This window comes from Pseudomonas sp. 43mfcvi1.1, from assembly GCF_900115935.1.
Classification (GTDB): Bacteria; Pseudomonadota; Gammaproteobacteria; order Pseudomonadales; family Pseudomonadaceae; genus Aquipseudomonas; species Aquipseudomonas bijieensis.
Genome location: NZ_UETT01000020.1, coordinates 84,000 through 104,582 on the forward strand (window position 1 = coordinate 84,000; position 20,583 = coordinate 104,582).

The 20,583-nt window shown below is 59.3% G+C and carries 15 protein-coding genes; 10 read left to right on the plus strand and 5 right to left on the minus strand.

Annotated features, from left to right (window positions below; all coding sequences use genetic code 11):
* The first annotated feature begins 112 nt into the window (after window positions 1–112).
* The 3 genes from DTP52_RS28780 to DTP52_RS28795 all read left to right on the plus strand — a co-directional run bounded on the left by DTP52_RS28780 (window position 113) and on the right by DTP52_RS28795 (window position 2,112).
* The gene (locus tag DTP52_RS28780) at window positions 113–1,081 is read left to right on the plus strand and encodes a polyprenyl synthetase family protein (RefSeq protein WP_109756389.1); all 969 of its coding nucleotides are present in this window, start codon (window positions 113–115) and stop codon (window positions 1,079–1,081) included.
* A gap of 225 nt (window positions 1,082–1,306) precedes the next feature.
* Window positions 1,307–1,648, plus strand: coding sequence for a zinc ribbon domain-containing protein YjdM (locus DTP52_RS28790; protein ID WP_109756390.1), 342 nt, complete (start codon window positions 1,307–1,309; stop codon window positions 1,646–1,648).
* 206 nt (window positions 1,649–1,854) lie between these two features.
* Complete coding sequence (locus tag DTP52_RS28795; RefSeq protein ID WP_003205743.1) at window positions 1,855–2,112, plus strand: hypothetical protein; 258 nt, start codon at window positions 1,855–1,857, stop codon at window positions 2,110–2,112.
* A 132-nt stretch (window positions 2,113–2,244) separates the two neighbouring features.
* Here DTP52_RS28795 and DTP52_RS28805 read toward each other — a convergent pair whose 3' ends face one another.
* The 4 genes from DTP52_RS28805 to DTP52_RS28820 all read right to left on the minus strand — a co-directional run bounded on the left by DTP52_RS28805 (window position 2,245) and on the right by DTP52_RS28820 (window position 6,817).
* The gene (locus DTP52_RS28805; RefSeq protein ID WP_042731943.1) at window positions 2,245–2,862 is read right to left on the minus strand and encodes an FKBP-type peptidyl-prolyl cis-trans isomerase; all 618 of its coding nucleotides are present in this window, start codon (window positions 2,860–2,862) and stop codon (window positions 2,245–2,247) included.
* Between the two features lie 202 nt (window positions 2,863–3,064).
* A complete protein-coding gene (locus DTP52_RS28810) occupies window positions 3,065–3,553 on the minus strand; it encodes a TIGR00645 family protein (protein ID WP_003205748.1) in 489 nt (162 codons plus the stop codon).
* A 132-nt stretch (window positions 3,554–3,685) separates the two neighbouring features.
* Entirely contained in the window at window positions 3,686–4,027 is a 342-nt protein-coding gene (locus DTP52_RS28815; RefSeq protein WP_013694243.1) for a hypothetical protein, read from the minus strand.
* A 351-nt stretch (window positions 4,028–4,378) separates the two neighbouring features.
* Window positions 4,379–6,817: a Lon protease family protein gene (locus DTP52_RS28820; RefSeq protein ID WP_109756391.1), complete on the minus strand. Its 2,439-nt coding sequence runs from the start codon at window positions 6,815–6,817 to the stop codon at window positions 4,379–4,381.
* Window positions 6,818–7,102: 285 nt separating this feature from the next.
* On the opposite strand from DTP52_RS28820, the gene DTP52_RS28825 reads away from it, so the two are divergent.
* The 6 genes from DTP52_RS28825 (at window position 7,103) to lanM (ending at window position 14,406) form a co-directional block, all read left to right on the plus strand.
* Window positions 7,103–7,591 carry a DUF3015 domain-containing protein gene (locus DTP52_RS28825; protein WP_030140293.1) on the plus strand — a complete coding sequence of 163 codons (489 nt, stop codon included), beginning with the start codon at window positions 7,103–7,105 and terminating at the stop codon, window positions 7,589–7,591.
* Between the two features lie 88 nt (window positions 7,592–7,679).
* A complete protein-coding gene (locus tag DTP52_RS28830) occupies window positions 7,680–9,533 on the plus strand; it encodes a DUF4105 domain-containing protein (protein ID WP_109756392.1) in 1,854 nt (617 codons plus the stop codon).
* 103 nt (window positions 9,534–9,636) lie between these two features.
* Window positions 9,637–9,993 (plus strand): hypothetical protein, encoded by a 357-nt coding sequence (locus tag DTP52_RS28835; protein WP_109756393.1) that lies wholly within the window; start codon window positions 9,637–9,639, stop codon window positions 9,991–9,993.
* A 70-nt stretch (window positions 9,994–10,063) separates the two neighbouring features.
* On the plus strand, window positions 10,064–10,555 hold the full coding sequence (locus tag DTP52_RS28840; protein WP_109756394.1) for a GreA/GreB family elongation factor: 492 nt from the start codon (window positions 10,064–10,066) through the stop codon (window positions 10,553–10,555).
* A gap of 533 nt (window positions 10,556–11,088) precedes the next feature.
* Window positions 11,089–11,247, plus strand: a complete 159-nt coding sequence (locus DTP52_RS31250) for a hypothetical protein (protein ID WP_162893868.1) — start codon at window positions 11,089–11,091, stop codon at window positions 11,245–11,247.
* 84 nt (window positions 11,248–11,331) lie between these two features.
* Window positions 11,332–14,406 carry a type 2 lanthipeptide synthetase LanM gene (lanM, locus tag DTP52_RS28845; RefSeq protein WP_109756395.1) on the plus strand — a complete coding sequence of 1,025 codons (3,075 nt, stop codon included), beginning with the start codon at window positions 11,332–11,334 and terminating at the stop codon, window positions 14,404–14,406.
* A 174-nt stretch (window positions 14,407–14,580) separates the two neighbouring features.
* Here lanM and ettA read toward each other — a convergent pair whose 3' ends face one another.
* Window positions 14,581–16,245, minus strand: a complete 1,665-nt coding sequence (gene ettA / locus DTP52_RS28855) for an energy-dependent translational throttle protein EttA (RefSeq protein ID WP_018601028.1) — start codon at window positions 16,243–16,245, stop codon at window positions 14,581–14,583.
* A gap of 271 nt (window positions 16,246–16,516) precedes the next feature.
* Here ettA and DTP52_RS28860 point away from each other — a divergent pair, with 271 nt between their 5' ends.
* The gene (locus DTP52_RS28860) at window positions 16,517–20,365 is read left to right on the plus strand and encodes a bifunctional diguanylate cyclase/phosphodiesterase (protein ID WP_109756396.1); all 3,849 of its coding nucleotides are present in this window, start codon (window positions 16,517–16,519) and stop codon (window positions 20,363–20,365) included.
* Window positions 20,366–20,583 lie beyond the last annotated feature (218 nt).

The following is a 20,583-nucleotide window of genomic DNA, read 5'->3' on the forward strand; positions in this document are numbered from 1 at the left end:
CGCGATTGTACGCAAGCCAAGACAGCCTTGCAAGTAGCCGTCCATCGCGCCTTGACACCTGCGGACGTGGGTCCTAGCATGCCGCGCAACCCTTCTGGAGCACCTGTCGCTGATGCAACCCCAAGCTTTCTACCGCGCGGTGGCGGACGATTTTAGCGCCGTCGACGGCATCATCAAGAAGCAGCTGACTTCCCGAGTGCCTCTGGTATCGAAAATCGGCGACTACATCACCTCAGCCGGTGGCAAGCGCCTGCGTCCTTTGTTGGTGCTGCTGTGTGGCAAGGCCCTGGGTCGCGAAGGCGATGACATGCGCCTGTTGGCCGCCACCATCGAATTCCTGCACACCGCGACCCTGCTGCACGACGATGTGGTCGACATGTCCGGCATGCGCCGTGGCCGTTCGACCGCCAACGCCATGTGGGGCAATGCCCCGAGCGTGCTGGTGGGCGACTTCCTGTATTCGCGCTCGTTCGAAATGATGGTCGAACTGGGCTCGATGCCGGTGATGAAGATCCTGTCCCAGGCCACGCGCATCATCGCCGAAGGCGAGGTGCTGCAACTGTCCAAGGTGCGTGACGCCAGCACCACGGAAGAAACCTACATGGAAGTCATCCGCGGCAAGACCGCCATGCTCTTCGAAGCCTCGACCCACAGCGCCGCGGCCCTGGCCGGCGCCAGCGCCGAGCAGAGCGAGGCGCTGCGCACCTTTGGCGATCACCTGGGCGTGGCTTTCCAATTGGTGGACGACCTGCTGGACTACAAAGGCGACGCCGAAACCCTGGGCAAGAACGTCGGTGACGATCTGGCCGAAGGCAAGCCGACCCTGCCACTGATCTACACCATGCGTGAAGGCACGCCAGAACAGGCGGCCCTGGTCCGCCAGGCAATCCAGAAAGGCGGGATCGAAGACCTGGAGAGCATCCGTGCCGCGGTCGAAGCGTCTGGCTCGCTGGACTACACCGCGAAATTGGCCCGGGACTACGTCGCCCGCGCGATCAAATGCCTCGACGCCCTGCCGGCCAGCGAATACCGCGATGCCCTGGTGGAACTGAGCGAGTTCGCGGTCGCCCGTACCCACTGATACACAAGGGATTTTTTTGTGGGAGCAAGGCTTGTGTGGGAGCAAGGCTTGCCCGCGAAACCGGCGACTCGGTTTCTGAAGGACCGCATCGTCGCCATCGCGGGCAAGCCTTGCTCCCACAAATTCCCTCGCCACAGGATCTCCGAACGCAGCACCGTCCCTCTTTCGCCACAATTCCCTATATAATGTGCGCCCTTTTGTCCTCCTGATACCCAAGGAACCTTAGTGAGCACGTTGCCTCCCTGCCCGAAATGCAATTCCGAATACACCTACGAAGACGGTACCCAACTGGTCTGCCCGGAGTGTGCCCACGAATGGTCCGCCAGCGGCGAAGCTGAAGCGGTATCCGACGACACCGTGAAGAAAGATTCGGTCGGCAATGTCCTGCAGGACGGCGACACCATCACCGTGATCAAGGACCTCAAGGTCAAGGGCACTTCGCTGGTAGTCAAGGTCGGCACCAAGGTCAAGAACATCCGCCTGTGCGATGGCGACCACGACATCGACTGCAAGATCGACGGCATCGGCCCGATGAAACTCAAATCCGAGTTCGTCAGAAAAGTCTGATCTTGCTGTATTCCATCCCGCACCCCGTGTGCGGGATGGTGCCCCACCCTCCCCGCTCCAGCCCCATTTCTCGGGCGCCGGCCAGGTGCCAGCCGTCTTGAGCGGCCACAACCCATCATCAGAAAAACAATCGGAACACCAATAGAGGCTTGCTATTTAGCGAATAAGAATTATTCTCATCGAACCCCATCAAGGAGATGAGAACCATGACTTATTTGATCGATGCCTGGCTGGACCGCCCACATCCCTACCTCAGGATCCTGCATCGGGAAACCGGGGAAGTCTGTGCAGTGCTTGAAGAAGAAGCCCTGAATGAACTGCAGGACCAGGGGGATCTGGACCTCAACAGCCTCAATTCCAGCGAGCCGCTGGTGCTCAAGGAACTGGTGCGTAATCTGTTCCTGTTCTGCTATGCCCGAGCGTTGCGCCCGACGGGTGATTTCAGCGGCAGGTTCCACGGATGAACGCAAAAGTCATGTGGGAGCGGGCTTGCTCGCGAAAGCGGTGTGTCAGTTAACGATAATGTCGACTGACAGTCCGCATTCGCGAGCGAGCCCGCTCCCACCTATTTGCCCGACGCTAAACCAGGCAGGGTCTTACAGAACGTCCAACAGCTCGACGTCAAACACCAGTACGCTGTGCGGCGGAATGCTGCCAACGCCTTGAGCGCCGTAAGCCAGTTCGCTCGGCACGTACAGGCGCCATTTGCTGCCGGCATTCATCAGTTGCAGTGCTTCGGTCCAGCCTGGGATCACGCCGCCTACCGGGAATTCGGCTGGCTGGCCACGATCATAGGAGCTGTCGAACACGGTGCCGTCGATCAGGGTGCCGTGGTAATGGGTACGCACCTGGTCTTCACGGGTCGGCTTGGCGCCTTCACCCTGAGTCAGCACTTCGAATTGCAGGCCGGAAGCCAGGGTGGTGATGCCTTCACGCTTGGCGTTTTCGGCCAGGAATGCACGGCCTTCGCCAGCAGCGGCTTCAGCCTTGGCAGCGGCTTCGGCCTGCATGATTTCACGAATGACCTTGAAGCTGGCGGACATCTCTTCCTGGCCCACGCGGCTTGGCTTGCCGGCGAACGCGTCGGTCAGGCCGGCCAGGATCGCGTCCAGGCTCACGCCCGGTGGCGGGTTGTCGCGCAGTTGGTCGCCCAACTGGCGGCCAATGCCGTAGCTGACGCGGGTTTCGTCGGTGGACAGGTTAACTTCGGACATGATGCTGCTCCGCTGTGCGGACGGCTCCAGAGTTGCCGTGTGTACCACAGCGCCTCCAGGAGCGCCCGGAACCAAAAGGGCGAGCAGACTAGCACAGATGCCGGGGCGGGTGACGAGCCCCGCATCAAGGGCCGCCGCCAGAAACGACAACGCCCACCTGCTTCTCAGCAGGCGGGCGTCGCGCCTGGGCGATAAAACGACCTCAGTGCTTGGTCAGTTTATCCAGGTAACCCATGGCAAATGCCGAGACCACGAAGGTCATGTGGATGATCACGTACCACATCAAGTGTTCGGGATCGACGTTCTTGGCATCCATGAAAATGCGCAACAGGTGGATGGAGGAAATGGCCACGATCGAGGCAGCAACCTTCATCTTCAGCGATGAAGAGTCCATGGTGCCGAGCCAGTTGAGTTTTTCCTTGTCGTCACCGATGTCCAGTTGCGAGACGAAGTTCTCGTAGCCGGAAATCATCACCATCACCAGCAGGCCGCCCACCAGCGCCATGTCGATCAGCGACAGCAGCACCAGGATCAGGTCGGACTCGGCCATGGAGAACACGTTGGGGATGACGTGAAAGACTTCCTGGAAGAATTTCAGCGCCAGGGCCAGCAAGCCCAGGGACAGCCCGAAATAGATTGGCGCCAGCAGCCAACGGGAGGCATACATTGCGTTTTCGATAAAGCGTTCCATTGAGTCTCACACCAGGGCTGAAAAATCGCGGCGAGTATATCAGCCACGACTGGCCCCACAAATGCCGGGGCCCTCCGTGGTCCCTGCCCTTGTGTCAAAACTTTACTGCCAGTGTCCGCGCGGTGTTGGCCTTCAGTGCAGCGGGCGAAACTCGAAGCCACCCACGTTGCGACAACGGCCTCCATTGATTTCACGCAGTTGGGCTTGCATGTGCAGGGACCAGATCTGCGGGTCGTCGGCCAGCTCATAGCCGTGCAATGTCAGGCTCTGCACAATGGTATCGAGGATGGATTCGGCGGCAGTCGGGCCGGGGAATGGCCCCTGGGCCTTGATGGCGGAAGGTTGTTCACCGGCCATTCCGGCGGCGAAGAGCAAGGTCCACATCCCGGTATCTCCCGCCAGGGGACGGATGGCGCATTCGATACGGGTGACAAGGCCCAGGCATTGACGAGTGAGGCAAAGGTTGCGCGACATGGCGGCGCCCCTCGGTAGATCCGGTATTCAGTCTCGGGAAGAGGCTGTTTCGATCCGATGATGACTCTCGTTATCCTTGAGCAGAGGATAGAAGAAAAGTTCCGACTACAAGGGGTTTCGAGACCAGAATGCGCCGAGCGGTCACAGTGTGAATATTGACGCCAAAGTGGTGGCACCTTTCAGTAATAATCCACAAAACATTGATTGTGAGAGCAAGCCTGAGGGAGCAAAGCTTGCTCGCGATGGGGTTGTCATATGCAACATTTCTGTTGACTGGACAAACGTTATCGCGAGCAAGCTTTGCTCCCACAGGCTGTTCTCCCACAGGGGCTTGCGGCGGTCAGGAAAACATCAAGCCGGCTTGGCCTCCGCCAAGGCTTGCTGCGCCAGTTCCTTTTCCGCTTCCTTGATGTCGTCTTCGCTGATCATCTCCGCGATCACCCGCAGCCGTTCCACCACCCGGGCGTTGACGCTGCCCTCCGGGAACTCGCCGTTTTCATCCGGCTCGCCGGCAGGCTCACCCACCAGCAGGCTCAGGGCTTCATCGGCCTGACGCACTGCATAAACATGGAATTGACCGGCGCGCACGGCAGCCAGGACTTTCTCGTCGAGCATCAGGGTGGCGACGTTGGCCTGGGGAATGATCGCCCCCTGCTCACCGGTCAGCCCACGGGCTTCGCAGAGGCGGAAGAAGCCTTCGATCTTCTCGTTGACCCCGCCCACCGCCTGCACTTCACCGAACTGGTTGATCGAGCCGGTGATGGCGAAGCACTGCTTCAACGGCGTTTTCGACAGAGCCGAGATCAGCGTGCAAGCCTCGCCCAGGGACGCACTGTCGCCGTCCACGTAACCGTAGGATTGCTCAAGGGCGATGCTGGCCGAGATCGCCAACGGGAACTCCTGGGCATAACGGCTACCCAGGTAGCCGGTGAGGATCATCACGCCCTTGGAGTGGATCGGCTGGCCGAGGTTGACCTCCCGTTCGATATCGACGATGCCGCTGCCGCCCGGGTACACCGTGGCGGAAATTCGCGCCGGCACACCAAACGCCGAGTCGCCGACCTCAAGCACCGTCAGCCCGTTGCACTTGCCCACCGCCGCGCCGTCGGTGTCGATCAGGATGATCCCGGCCAGCATATCGTCGAGGATCCGTGCCGAGACGCGCCCGGTACGGGTAGCCTTGGCCTTGAGGGCCCGCTCGATGTGGCCGGCGTCGGTCATCTCGTCACCGGCCAGTTGGCGAATGAAATCCGCCTCGCTGACCAGTTGGAACAGATCGCCGATACGCGCCGACAAGCGCCCCTGGTGTTCGGCCAGCCGCGCGCTGTAGGTCGCCAGGCGCGCCACCGCGTCGGCGGTCAGCGGTGCCATGCCCTCTTCCGAAGTGCGGGTCTTGAGCAACTGGGCGAACTGCTCCAGGCTCTCGTCGCCCATCGGGATGTCTTCGTCGAAATCCACCAGCACGCGAAACATTTCCTGGAAGTCCGGATCCAGGTCCTGCAAGGCGTAATACAGCTGACGGGCGCCGATGATCACGACCTTGACCTGCAACGGGATGTGTTGCGGTGTAAGGGTGACCGTCGCCAGCCGTCCCAGCTCGCCCAGCGGCGATTCCATCTTCAGCTTGCGCGATTGCAGGGCGCGCTTGAGCGCATCCCATACGAACGGCTCGCCGAGCATTTTTTCCGCTTCGAGAATCAGGAAACCGCCATTGGCCCGGTGCAAGGCACCCGGACGCAGCTGCCGATAGGTGGTGTAGAGCGCGCCCTGGTCGGTGCTGTATTCAATCCGGCCGAACAGGTTGTCGTAGGTCGGGTGCGGCTCGAACACCACCGGCGCGCCACCGCTGGACGGATGCCCCACCACCAGGCTCGGGGCGTATTGCTCCTCCAGCAGCTTGCGGGCGATGGCGTCGGTCTTGCTGTCGTCCACCAATTGCTCGACCACGGTCTTGAGCAGATAGACCTGCATGGCCTGCAAATAACCGCAGACCGCAGCGTTCTCGGCGTACTTCTCCGACAACGGTGCCAGCAACGGTTGCAGGGCCAGAGTGATGGTTTCTTCGTTGAGCTGGCGCAGTTGATTACTGGACTCGCGCTTCCACTGCGGCAGGCTGGCGAGCTCTTCGTTCAAGCGCTCTTCCAGGCCCGAGATGTCCTCATGGAAACGCTCGCGCTCGGCTTCCGGCAACTGGGCGAATTCCGCCTCGTCCAGGGCCTTGCCTTCACTCATCGGCGTGAAAGCGATGTTGCTGCTGTCACGATACAGCGCGACATCCTTCTCCAGCGCCAGGCGCTCGATCACATCCAGGGCACGGTCGTAGCGCTGGTTGAAGGCGCGGTCGATGGCGCTTTTTTTCTGCTGGTAGGACGGGTGTTCGAACACCGCCGGGAAAGTCGCCAGCAGGTTGTCGATCAGGCCGTTGATGTCGGCGATGAAAGCCCCGGCCGTGCCCGATGGCAGTTCCAGGGCACGGGGTTCGCGGGGCTCATCGAAGTTGTTGACGTAGACCCAGTCCGCCGGGGTCTGCAGGCGCTTGCCTTCGGCCTTGAGATAGCGTTTGACGAACGAGAACCGGCCAGTGCCGGGCTCGCCCATGACGAATACGTTGTAACCGGGGCGCGGCATGGCCACGCCGAACTGCAAGGCTTCGACCGCACGTTCCTGGCCAAGCACACCGCGGAAGGGCTCCAGATCATTGGTGGTAGAGAAGCTGAACTGTTCAGCGGAAAACGGACGGGTCAGCGCTTCGGGCGCTAGACGCAAGCTGGCAGCAACAGGATCAGGCATCGGGCTTCCTTACATCAGGCGGGGCAGATAGCGGCATTCTGGCGCCGCCTGTACCTGACTGGCAAGGAGCGTCTCTGCCCAAAGCATAGTCAACGGGAAAACCTCGGGCGGGCCCGGAGAGAAGCGATCCCCCGTAATGTTTTTGCAAAATGTCACGGAACCCTGGGATCGTGCCTAAACTCCAAATTGCGCGGCTGGAACAATAACCGGCCCACTGGCGCCTAGCCCAACAGGAACGAGGTGCCAGACCCTGTCCATCGGTATGCACATAAAGAGAACATAGCTATGAAACGGATTCTTCTCGGTACTCTCTTCACCGCTGTATCCATCAACGCCATGGCTCAGGCGCCGGGCGGCCCGGATTGCGGCTGGGGCAACATGCTGTTCGAAGGTCAGCGTGGCACCCCGGCTCACTTCCTGGCATCCACCACCAACGGCACTTCCGGTAACGCTACCTTCGGCATGACATCCGGCACCAACGGTTGCTCGACCAACGCGGCACTGACCTACGGTGGCAAGTCCTGGCTGGCCATGAATGGCATGATGAACGAGCTGTCCGAGGACATGGCCAAGGGTCAGGGCGAAGCGCTGACCACCTACGCCGTGGTACTGGGCGTAGCCCCGGAAGACCGCGCGCACTTCTCCGCCGTCACCCACGAGCACTTCCAGCAGATCTTCAGCAAGGCTGACGTGACCGCCGAAGATGTGCATACCAATACCCTGGCCGTGTTGAAAAACGATCCTCGCCTGGCCAAGTACGCCACTCAAGCTTAAGCTCGACAGCACTCGCTCCTCTCGGGGAGCGGGTTTTCTTTTTGGGGCCCCTTCGGTCTTTTTTTTTCGACTTTCCAAGTAGCCGACTATGCTCAAACGCCTTGCCTGGCTGGCGCTCTGTGTGTGCGCCCCGCTGTCCGCCGCGCCTCATGTCGATCCTCAACGTTTGCAGCAACTGGCCAATGACCGCTTCTGGATTTCCCTGGGCCACTACGAAACCGCCAAACTGGGTGGCTGGCGCAGCTATATCAGCGACAAAAAATTCTTCCTCGCCCCCGACGGCAATCAACATCCTGACCGAGAACTGACCGCCACGCTGCGAGCCCTCTATGGCCCTGCCAGCGCCGGCCAGCAGCATGCCCAGTGCGTGTACCCGGCGCGAACGCGCTGGCTCAAGGCGCAGCTCAACCTGACCGACCTGCCGACCGTCGATTGCAGCGAATTCAACCAGTGGTTCAAGGACGTGTCGCCCCACAGCGCGGTGATGATCTTTCCCGCCGCCTACCTGAACAGCCCGTCCTCGATGTTCGGCCATACCCTGCTGCGCATCGACCAGGCCGACGTGCAAAGCGACAAGACCGCCCTGCTCAGCTATGCGATCAATTTCGGCGCCTACATCGAAGGTTCGGACAACAGCATCCTTTACGCCTGGAAAGGCCTGATGGGGGGCTATCCCGGCCTGTTCGCCCTGGTGCCATACCAAGAAAAGCTCTCCGAGTACCGTAGCCTGGAGAACCGCGACCTGTGGGAATACCGCCTGAACCTGAGCCAGGCGGAAACCGAGCGCATGGTCGAGCACGTCTGGGAACTCAAGCAGATCCAGTTCGACTATTTCTTCTTCGACGAAAACTGCTCTTATCGCCTGCTCGAGCTGCTGCAAGTGGCCCGTCCCAGCCTGCGCCTGACCGAACAATTCCCACTGACGGCGATTCCCACCGACACCGTCAAGGCAGTGAAAGAAGCCGGGTTGGTGGAAAGCATCCAGTATCGACCGTCCCGGGAACGGGAACTGCTCAGCCGCGCCGAGCCGCTCAGCGACGATGAGCAGCAATGGGTACTGAAAGTCAGCGCCGACCAGCAACAACTGCAAACGCCTGGATTCAAAGCGCTGGCGCGCGAACGCCAGGCGCTGATCATCGATGCGGCCTATCGCCTGGAACGCTATCGCGCCAATGGCCAGGAACGCGATCCGCAACGCGCCCAGCGCAGCTTCGAACTGTTACGGGCGATCAACCAGAACCCCGCGCCAGAACTCGAAATCCCGCAACCGGGCCTGCCCGAGGACGGTCATGAATCACGCACCTGGCAGGCCGGCCTCGGCACGCGGGGCGACCGGGCGTTCGGCGAATATGGCTTGCGCATGGCCTACCACGACCTCAATGACAACGCCGAGAGTTTCCCCTTGGGCGCGCAGATCGAGATCCTGCAATTGAAACTGCGCCAGTACGAAGGCAATGATTGGCAGGTGCAGCAACTCGACCTGGCAACCATTCGCTCGCTGACGCCGCGCAATGAGTTGCTGCAACCACTGTCCTGGCAGGTCACCGGCGGCCTGGAGCGGGTACCGGGCAAACACGACGATGAAACCCTGGTCAGCCACGTCAACGGCGGCGCGGGCGGCACCTGGGCGCTGGGTGAAGATGTGCTGGGCTTTGCCCTGGGCACGGTGCGAGTCGAGCACAACAATGACTTCGCCCAATTCATCGCCCCGGCCGCCGGCTTCAACAGCGGTATGCTGTGGAAAAATCCGCTGGGCAACCTGAGCCTGGAAGCCAAGGGCGATTATTTCGTCAACGGCGAAGTGCGCCGTAGTCTGAGCCTGAATCAGCAGTGGGAATTATCCCGCAACCTCGGCCTGCGCCTGAGTGCCCAGCGTGAATTCAGCCAGTTGGCCTCGCCGGAGAACGAGGTGATGCTTGAGGTGAAGTGGTACCACTACTGACAACGGCGCGTGCAACGAACGGATTAATCACCGGCCTTTCACGCCTTTCTGACGAATTCACTCCTAGACTTCTTGTATGAGCGGGAATCGGCGGAAAAGCGGAATGAAGCGTGTGGCAGTGGTCCTGGGTATGTTGATGTTGCTCGGTGGCTGTGAAACCACCCACGAAGACTTGATCGCCCGGGGTTATCCACCTGCGTTCGCCGACGGCTACGACGATGGTTGCAGCAGTGGCCGGCAAGCGGCGGGTGTGATCACCGGCCAGTTCAGGAAAGACGTACCGCGCTACCTCAAGGACCCGCGCTACGCCGAAGGCTGGAGCGATGGTTTCCGTCAGTGCCAGGCCATGCGCGAGAGCGAAGAGCGTAATGCCTATCGCGAACGCCATTGGGACGAACGTGAACGGGCCTGGCAGCAACAGAAAGACCAAGACGCCGCCCGGGCTTATCGCTCGCAGTGAGTCGCGTACAGACATTCATCGAAACCAAAACCCTGCGACCATGGCCCAAACTCCAATAGAGGAGAACACCATGAGTCGCGCTTTCGTCAACGAAGACAACGCCGCAGCCCAGGCCGACCAGCCGGTCGAACGCCAGGTCAGTGCGCAACCCAACTACGTGACCCCTTCGGGACTTGCCCAGTTGCAGGCCCGCGTCGCCCAGTTACAAGCGCTACATGGCCAACACGCGGCCAAAGGCGATCAAGCAGACAAACAACGCATCGCCGACATTGAACGCGACCTGCGCTACTTCAACCAGCGTTTGCAGAGTGCGCAGGTCGTTGTACCGACATCAATGGATCAGGTGCGGATCGGACATTGGGTGACCTTCGTCGACGAGCATGATCATGAACAGCGGGTGCAACTGGTCGGTGAAGACCAGGCCGATGCGGCCAGCGGACTGATCAACTGGGGCTCGCCGCTGGGGCGAGCATTACTGGGAGCGAAGGTCGGGGATGAGGTGATCTGGGAGCGACCGGTGGGGAATCTCGCCATTGAAATCATTGCGATAGAGCTTGATTAAGCGACTGTCATTAAGTGCACCGATAAAACATTGCAAACCACTCTCATCACCAACAGGATCGGCGTTCTAAAAGCTCTATCACTAGAAGGTGATGACAGTAGGTTACATGCCTGTAGCAACATGTAACCGCAACATAAGGTCATAACGACAAGTTGGTGTCAAATCAGGAGCATGCTACTGTTTTTCCCGCACCCCAACAGGTGCATAACAACAAAAGAGGAGAAACATAATGAGCGAACAAATACTGGCAATGTCAGGTGACTTCGACGGTGACTTCATGTCCTACCGACAAGTTAACAGTCTTGGCATTGAGTCAGCAGCGCTGACCATTGTCGAGTGCGGCACCATAGGGTGCACCGCTCTTTTGTGCTAAATCCCACCCTTTCAAAGTCGTCCATGCAACACGACTTTTAACATCCCTAATCCCATTCATAAAAAACTTCATTTCACATCCTACAGTTCGGGCGCACTGATCGGCTCCGATTGACCGCAGATTACTGTACGTGATGTTTAATAATTGATGAGGAAATACCATGAGCGAAAAAATCCTGAACATGTCCGGCGACTTCCATCTCGAATTCGACGCTTACCAAGCGCCCGCCAACAATATTGGGGGAATGCTGGCAACCACGATGGAATGCAATACTTTTGGAACGTGCACCAACCTCGAATGCTCGACAATCATGTGTTAACCCCAGTTAACCAATCATCACACAGGCAAAACTTATAAACATAGAGCAGGCATCGCCTGCTCTATCCATGCCAGGAGCTACGGCATGCTTGTTAACGCTTTGAAGTTGGATCAGCGAGGGAAGCACAGAGGTTCTTCCGAAGGCGACATCGCCCTTTTTGAAAACAACCTGACCCGTCTGCATGCTGACGACCAAACCTTGCTGAATCACTTTGGGTTGAACAGGGAACAACTGGTCTCTTATATCAAGGAGCCTATCAACCAGCAGTGCTTGCCCGCCGATGGCGAAACCGCCTTGAACACCCTCAAGGATAAGCTTGCTCGTCTCGATAGCATTAGCATTGAAAAAGAAAGCTCAGGCGGCACGGATAATTTTTATTGGTTCAGCTATCGTTTTTTTCTTTATTTCGTCGACACCTTCAAGGCCGATGAGCGCTATTTGAATGCGTCAACGCACATTGATGAACCCGCTTTGTTTGCAAGCCTTGAACGCTATGTCCTGGCCCGGGTTGGACGCACGGCAGAACAAAGCCTGGTCCATTATTTGAATACACGGATTGCGAACGGTGATGACATTGACCTGAACGGATTCAATGAACATCTGCGCACATTGCCGCTGCTGAAATGCTTCGAATCCTATCCGGTGCTGGCGACACTGCTGTTTGACCTGCTGGAAGACACCCTCCATTACCTTTATGCAGTCATTCACAACTTCGCCGACGATGCGGAAGCGCTGGAGCGGGAATTTTCGATCCCATCCCGGAAAATCGAGGCTATCGAGCTTGGCCTGGGTGACCCCCATGGTCGCGGCGAAACGGTTTGCCAAGTCAAAATCAGCACGACTTCATTGGTCTACAAGCCAAGAGCAAACCGGGAGGCGATTTTTTTCTATCGTCTTCTTGGACAATTGCATGAGTGGACAGGTGCGGATTGTTTTTCCATCCACACCCCAAGGATCCTCAGCCGCGAGCGACATAGCTGGGTAGAGAAAATCGACAACCTGCCTTGTGACAGCGAAGCGGAGGTTGGACTGTTCTATGAAAAAATGGGGGCACAAATAGCCATCATCCATGCGTTGAATGGGATCGACTTTCACTACGAAAACATTATCGCGTGCGGCAACAGTCCGGTAATGATTGACCTCGAGTGTTTGTTCACGGCTTCCACCAGCGACCTGCTCACTGACCTCCCCGCTGGCTGCGCACTGTCCAATAGCTTTAAATTGGTCCAGCGGTCGATATGTTCCAGCGGCTTCGTACCCTTTTCACAACAGTCCAGAAACGACCAAAGCGGTCTGACCCGGCAAGCTCTATTCATCTCGACCCGCAATTCCCTGATTTTCGACAGTGGCTTTTACCATCTGCGTAAAGTTGAATTCGAACACCACCTGATGCAAAAACACCTGCCTCTTTTGCAGGGTGAGCGCAAGGGGCCCGAAGCTTATAAAGCAGAGCTTCTCCAAGGCTTTGAATATGCCTATGGCAGACTCATGGTTCATCGGCACGCGATCATGCAAAGGCTTGAACAAGCCGCAGGCGAACTGTCGACCCGGGTGTTGCTGAAAAACTCTCAGCGCTACGCTGATTTCATCGGGCTGATCCGCCACCCACGCTTCATGCAAAACATGCTCGACAGAGAACTTCTGCTCGCGACCTTGTGGAAAGATTTGAAAGCCCCCTATCGGGAAAAGGGCATTCCCCGCTATGAAATAGCCGACCTGCAAAGGTCCAGCATTCCGTGCTTTACCATGCCGCTGAACGCCAACTATTTTACGAGCGCACAGGGTGAAACAATACCGATGGCAGCCGTGGAGCCCCCGCTAGAAAGCTGCCTACAGAAAATAGCCAACCTGTCTCGCAAAGACTGGGCCTTGCAACGCACCTTGCTCGAAATCTGTTTGTTCCCAGAACCGAATGGAAATCTTCCATCGCGTATCGAGCAGCCCCTGGCGAACCTTGAAAAGGAGCCCCTCGACGCGATCCTGAGGATCAGCACCCGCCTCGAGGAACTCGCAATAGTGGGCGCAGTAGAGGATGTAAACTGGCTGTCTTTCCATACACACCCCACGACTCAGAGAAAATATCCGTCGCCAATGGATCACGGGCTGTACTCCGGTATCGCCGGGATTGGCCTGTTTTATCTGAGCCTGTTCAAGGTGAGCGGCAAACCACACTTTCTGTCACGCATGGATCAGGTCCTGGACTCACTGGAACAACGCTTCGGCTTTTTCAAAACCGATTTGACTGTCAGCGCGTATCACGGACTGGGGGCTTACCTCTATCTGCTCATCAATCGTCGCCAGATCACTGGGGACGCCAGGCATGATGAGAAAATTGCTGGCCTGCTGACCCAACTGATTGAAGTGCCTCCTGAAGACTATGATTTCGACTTCCTGGGCGGTTGTTGTGGTGCTGTGACACTGCTGGCCAATATCCATGCACTCTCTGCGCAAGAGGATGTGCGGCCGGCGATCCAACGCATGGTCGACTACATAAAGAGCCAAATCCTGATTGAAGACGGCCAGCTTCTGCGACGTGATGAGCGCTCCGTCATTTTGACAGGCTTGTCCCACGGCCTCTCGGGTGTCATCCATGCATTGTGCAAAGCCTATGAGGTGACCGGCGACGTGACTCTGGTGCCCCTGGCCGTCCAGGTGCTCGAGGGAGAAAACCGCTTGAGTCGGGATGGTTTCTGGCTGGATCTGCGCAACCTCGGGCCGCTGGACCATGCGTCCAAATGGTGCCACGGCGACGGCGGTATCCTCATCGCCAGGCGACAGCTCATGGAGTCGATGGGGGACGCCCTGGACGAAGTGACCCGGCAGACAGTGCTCGACGATATACAGCGGTGCGAAAACAATCTCTGGCAATACGGGTTTGGCGATGGCTACAACCTTTGTCATGGCGATTTTGGCAATCTGCTCTGCCTGTATGACCTGTATCGGCACTCGGATAATCCTGAGGGCATCAGCAGAGTCAAACAGGCGCTTGGCGAAGTCACCCGGCAGTTTTTCGAAGGGCCCTATCTCGACAGCGATCGGGTGCCCGATGTCAGTCTGTTGACTGGAATAACCGGTGCAGGCTATGCCTTGCTGTACGAGATGGATCCGACCCTTCCGAATATTCTTTCGCTCGATTTTGCGAAGCAGTCCACGGGATAAAAACAGCCACATACCTTGTGGGAGCGGGCTTGCTCGCGAAAGCGCTGGGTCAGTCAACCACAATGCTTGCTGATCCGACGCCTTCGCGAGCAAGCCCGCTCCCACAGGGAATTTGCGGCGGCCATAAAAAAACGGAGCCTTTCGAAGGCTCCGTTTTTTATGCAACTGACCGAATCAGGCCAGTTTCTTGTGCCGTACGCGATGCGGCTGGGCAGCCGCTTCGCCAAGGCGCTTCTTGCGATCGGCTTCGTACTCGGTGTAGTTGCCTTCGAAGAACACCGCTTGCGAGTCGTCTTCGTACGCCAGGATGTGAGTCGCCACGCGGTCGAGGAACCACCGATCGTGGGAGATCACAATGGCGGCGCCCGGGAAGTCCAGCAGGGCTTCTTCCAGGGAACGCAGGGTTTCGACGTCGAGGTCGTTGGACGGTTCGTCGAGCAGCAGGACGTTACCGCCCTCCTTCAGGGTCAGCGCCAGGTGCAAGCGACCACGCTCACCACCGGACAGGTCCTTGACGAACTTCTGCTGGTCGCCGCCCTTGAAGTTGAAGCGGCCCACATAAGTGCGCGACGGGATTTCATAGTTGCCGATACGGATCTGATCGGAGCCGTCGGAGATCTGCTGGAACACGGTCTTGCTGCCGTCCAAGTCTTCGCGGCTCTGGTCGACGCAGGCCAGTTGCACGGTTTCACCGATTTCGATGCTGCCCGAATCCGGGGTTTCCTTGCCCATCAACATGCGGAACAGCGTGGATTTACCCGCACCGTTACCACCGATCACACCGACGATGGCGCCTTTGGGCATGGAGAACGATAGGTTGTCGATCAGCACGCGATCGCCATAGCCCTTGGTGACGTTCTTGAACTCGATGACCTTGTCACCCAGGCGCGGACCGGCCGGGATATAGATCTCGTTGGTTTCGCTGCGCTTCTGGAATTCCTGGGACTGCATTTCCTCGAAGCGTTGCAGGCGTGCCTTGGATTTGGACTGGCGGGCCTTGGCGCCTTTGCGCACCCATTCCAGTTCTTCCTTCATGGCTTTTTCATGGGCCGACTGCTGCTTGGATTCCTGGGCCAGACGATCGGACTTGGCTTCCAGCCAGCCCGAATAATTGCCCTCATACGGAATGCCTGCACCACGGTCGAGCTCCAGGATCCAGCCGGCGACGTTGTCCAGGAAGTAACGGTCGTGCGTGATCGCGACCACGGTGCCTGGGAAGTCGTGCAGGAAGTGTTCGAGCCAGGCGACGGAATCGGCGTCCAGGTGGTTGGTTGGTTCGTCGAGCAGCAGCATGTCCGGAGCCGACAGGAGCAGGCGGCACAGGGCTACGCGGCGCTTCTCACCGCCGGACAAGTGCTCGACCTTCGCGTCCCAGGCCGGCAGACGCAGCGCATCGGCGGCGACTTCCAGCTGGCGGTCCAGGTTGTGGCCGTCGCTGGCCTGCAGGATCGCTTCGAGCTTGGCCTGTTCGGCGGCCAGCTTGTCGAAGTCGGCATCCGGGTCGGCGTAGGCGGCATAGACCTCGTCGAGGCGCGCCTGGGCGTCCTTGATCACACTGACCGCTTCCTCGACCACTTCGCGAACGGTCTTGCTCGGGTCCAGCTGAGGTTCCTGCGGCAGGTAGCCGATATTCAGGTCCGGCATTGGCCGGGCTTCGCCGTCGAATTCGTTATCGACGCCGGCCATGATTTTCAGCAGCGTGGATTTACCCGAGCCGTTGAGGCCCAGTACGCCGATCTTGGCGCCGGGGAAGAAGGACAGTGAAATGTTTTTCAGGATTTCCCGCTTCGGCGGAACAACTTTGCTCAGCCGATGCATGGTGAAGACGTATTGAGCCATGGTGAACCTAGCGTCAGTGACAGGTGAAAAGAACGAGCCAGGCCATGCGCGGCGCCGGCACTTGACGGTCATCAATGCCTGCGGGCGGATAGAGCCTGGGGATCTGGAGCTGGAACGCTCTTGTTTGATCGGCAAAGCTACCTCAACCGTCGGTCAAGGTCCAGCCGCCAGGGGCTGGCACTTTGCCACAAGTCAAGGCATGCTAGCCGCCCTTCGGGCGTCCGGCTTATAGTGCACGTCGCGCCAGTCCAGCAAACCGCAGGATTACAGCTTGTCCAACGTCACGCCGCCCCTGTCCCCTCGCGCACCCGCTGTCGTGCCTGGCTCGCCCCTGCGCGGGACATTGAAGGGCGCGCTGGCCACCCTCGTGCTGCTATTGCTCGGGTTGCTGTTCTGGCAATTGCTCGACCAACTGCGCGAAACCCAGCAGCAACAACGCCAATACACCATCGACTACACCGCCGATCTCGCCGCGCAGGTCAGCCTGAACATGGCCCTGAACGCGCAAATCGCCCTTAACCTGCTACCGATCGTCGAACAACCACAAACAGCCGACGAACAGCGGGCCCTGGTTCGCAAACTCCAGCAATCGCTCCCTGAATTGCGCAGCCTGGCACTGCTGAGCCCCTCCGGCCGAGTGCTCAGTGACAGCGACGCCGACAGTCACGACGCCGATTACCTGGGTGAGCTGGTGCGACGTAGCCGGGCCCAGGCACATTATTTCAGCAATGCCGAAGACGGCTCCGTGGTGCATCTATTGCTGCACCAGGCCAGCGGTAGCAGCCGTGGCTACTGGGCCCTGCGCCTGACGCCGAGCTTTTTCTCGACCCTGACCAAGCAGGCCGATGTGGGGCTGCGCCCGCTGTGGCTGGTGGAAAACCGTCTCAACCAGCAGATCATCAGCCGCGACGAAAGCCTGCCCTCGAGCAGCCCTACCCATTTGTCGCCGGATGACCTGGAGAACACCGTACTGACCATCCCCCTGAGCAGCAGCGACTGGCAGTTGCGGGGGCTGTTCGACCGTCGCCAGGTGCTCGAGCAACTGCTGCCGGCCTTCATCGGCAAATGCCTGCTGGGCCTGGCGTTTTCGTTGTTGCCAGTGATCGCGCTGTTGAACATGCGCCGGCGGCAGCGACAGTTGCATGAAGGTCGGCGGCGCTACCAGGACATTTTCGAAGGCACCGGCGTAGCCCTGTGCGTGCTCGACCTGTCGGGGCTCAAGGCCTTTTTTGAGCGGGCCGGCCTGCACAATGGCGATCAACTGCGCGCCTGGATGAAAACCTCTCATCAACTCGAACAATTGCGCCAGGAAGTTCACGTCACCGAAGTCAACCAGATGGCGTTGAAGCTGCTCAACGTCGACTCCTGCGACCAGGCCTGGCAACTGCTGGTCGGCAAGGGTGCGCAGGAACACAACCCCGTTGGTTCGAAGCTGCTCGAAGCACTGCTCGACCAACACAAGCAACTGGAACTGGAAATCAAGCTCCAGGACGCCCATGGCCGCGACCAGCACCTGTGGCTGGTCTTGCGCCTGCCGGAAAAACAGCACGACTACAACGCGGTCATCCTGAGCATCAGCGACATCACCAGCCGCAAGCTGATCGAACTCTCGCTGCTCGAACGCGAGGGTTTCTGGTCCGACGTGGTGCGCACCGTGCCGGATCATCTCTATGTGCAGGACGTCATCAGCCAGCGGATGATCTTCAGCAACCATCACCTGGGCCAGACCCTGGGATACGACCGCACCGAACTGCACCAGATGGGCGAGTACTTCTGGGAAATCCTGCTGCACAGCGAAGACGCCGATCACTACCACAACCTGCGCCAGGAACAGCGCCGGGGCGGGTACACGCAACTGTTGCAATGCCAGCTGCGCTTTCGTCATCGCAATGGCAGATGGCGCTGCTTCGACATCCGTGAACAGGCCCTGGCCCGGGACCGGCACGACCAGGTGACACGCATCATCGGCGTGGCCAAGGACGTCACAGAGCAGATCGAGGCCAGCGAATCGCTGCGCGACAGCGAGCAACGCTACCGGATGCTCGCCGAAAGCATCAGCGACGTGATCTTCTCCACCGACAACAAGCTTTCGCTCAACTATGTCAGCCCGTCGGTGCAAGCGGTGCTGGGCTACACCGCCGACTGGATTTTCCAGAACGGCTGGCAATCAATCATCGCCAATCCGCAACAACTGACCGGCATCTACAGCCTGATGGACCGGGTCAGCAAGGCCCTCGACAAGCCCGAACAACTGGCCGAGCTGCGCAACCAGATGCAGACCCAGCTGTTCCTGTTCGACTGCCTGCGTGCCGACGGGCGCAAGATCCCCATCGAGTTGCGGCTGGTGCTGGTGTGGGATGAAAGCGGCGCGTTCGAAGGCGTGCTCGGCGTCGGCCGCGACATCAGCCAGCAGCGTCGCGCCGAAAAAGACCTGCGCATGGCCGCCACGGTATTCGAGCATTCGACTTCGGCAATCCTGATCACCGACCCGGCGGGCTACATTGTCCAGGCCAACGAAGCCTTCAGTCGCGTCAGCGGTTATGCCGTGTCGCAAGTGCTGGACCAGTTGCCCAACATGCTGACCGTGGACGAGCAGCAGGAAGCCCACCTGCGCTACGTGCTCAAGCAACTGCAACAGCACAGCACCTGGGAAGGCGAAGTCTGGCTCAAGCGTCGCAATGGCGAGCATTACCCGGCCTGGGTCGGCATCACCGCCGTGCTCGATGACGAAGGCGACCTGGCCAGCTATGTGTGTTTTTTCAGCGACATCAGCGAACGCAAGGCCAGCGAGCAACGCATTCATCGCCTGGCCTATTACGACGCCCTGACTCACCTGCCCAACCGCACGCTGTTCCAGGATCGCCTGCACACCGCGCTGCAATCGGCCGAGCGGCAGAAGACCTGGGTGGTGCTGATGTTCCTCGACCTGGACCGCTTCAAGCCCATCAACGACTCCCTGGGTCACGCCGCCGGTGACCGGATGCTCAAGGAAATGGCCACGCGCCTGCTCGGTTGTGTCGCCGACGACGATACCGTGGCGCGCATGGGCGGCGACGAATTCACCTTGTTGCTACAGCCGCGCGCCAGCCGCGAAATGGCGCTGAACCGGGCCATTACCGTGGCCGAGCAGATCCTCGCCAGCCTGGTCCGGCCATTCGTGCTCGAAGGCCGGGAGTTCTTCGTCACCGCCAGTATCGGCATCGCCCTGAGTCCCCAGGATGGCAGTGAACTGAGCCAGTTGATGAAAAACGCCGACACGGCCATGTACCACGCCAAGGAACGCGGCAAGAACAACTTCCAGTTCTATCAGGCCGACATGAACGCCAGCGCCCTGGAGCGCCTGGAACTGGAAAGCGATTTGCGCCACGCCCTGGAACAGAACGAGTTCGTGTTGTACTACCAGCCGCAGTTCAGCGGCGATGGCAAACGTTTGACCGGCGCCGAAGCGCTGCTGCGCTGGCGCCATCCACGTCGCGGCCTGGTGCCGCCGGGAGACTTCATCCCGGTACTCGAGGAACTCGGGCTGGTGGTGGACGTCGGCGACTGGGTCATCACCGAAGCCTGTCGGCAGCTCAGGACGTGGCACCAGGCCAAGGTCCGGGTGCCAAAGGTCTCGGTCAACATTTCCGCCCGGCAGTTCTCCGACGGCCAATTGGGCACGCGCATCGCCAATATCCTGCGCAGCACCGGCCTGCCGCCGGCCTGCCTGGAGCTGGAACTGACCGAAAGTATCCTGATGCGCGAAGTCAGCGAGGCGATGCAGATTCTGGCCGGTTTGAAAAACCTGGGACTGAGCATCGCCGTGGATGACTTCGGCACCGGTTATTCCTCGCTCAACTACCTCAAGCAATTCCCCATCGACGTGCTGAAGATCGACCGCACGTTCGTCGACGGCCTGCCGTCCGGCGAGCAGGATGCACAGATCGCCCGGGCGATCATCGCCATGGCCCACAGCCTCAACCTGGCGGTAATCGCCGAAGGGGTCGAGACCCACGAGCAATTGGACTTTTTGCGCGAACACGGCTGCGACGAAGTCCAGGGCTACCTGTTCGGTCGGCCGATGCCGGCCAACCGGTTTGAAGCGCAGTTCAGCAATGATGCGTTGTTCATGCTCGACTGAGGCCTTGTACCATCTGGGCCGCCCTATCGCGGGCAAGCCTTGCTCCCACAGGGGAACGCAGACTTCTGTGGGAGCAAGGCTTGCCCGCGATAGGGCCTGCACAGGTGACACCCCTGTTGCGTGAAACCCATTCGTCCGCGACATGATGTCCTTTCATATGCCTTCCAAAACCGGTTGGGTTAGAATGCCCCCCTTTTCTGCCCCCGATCCTTGAGGAC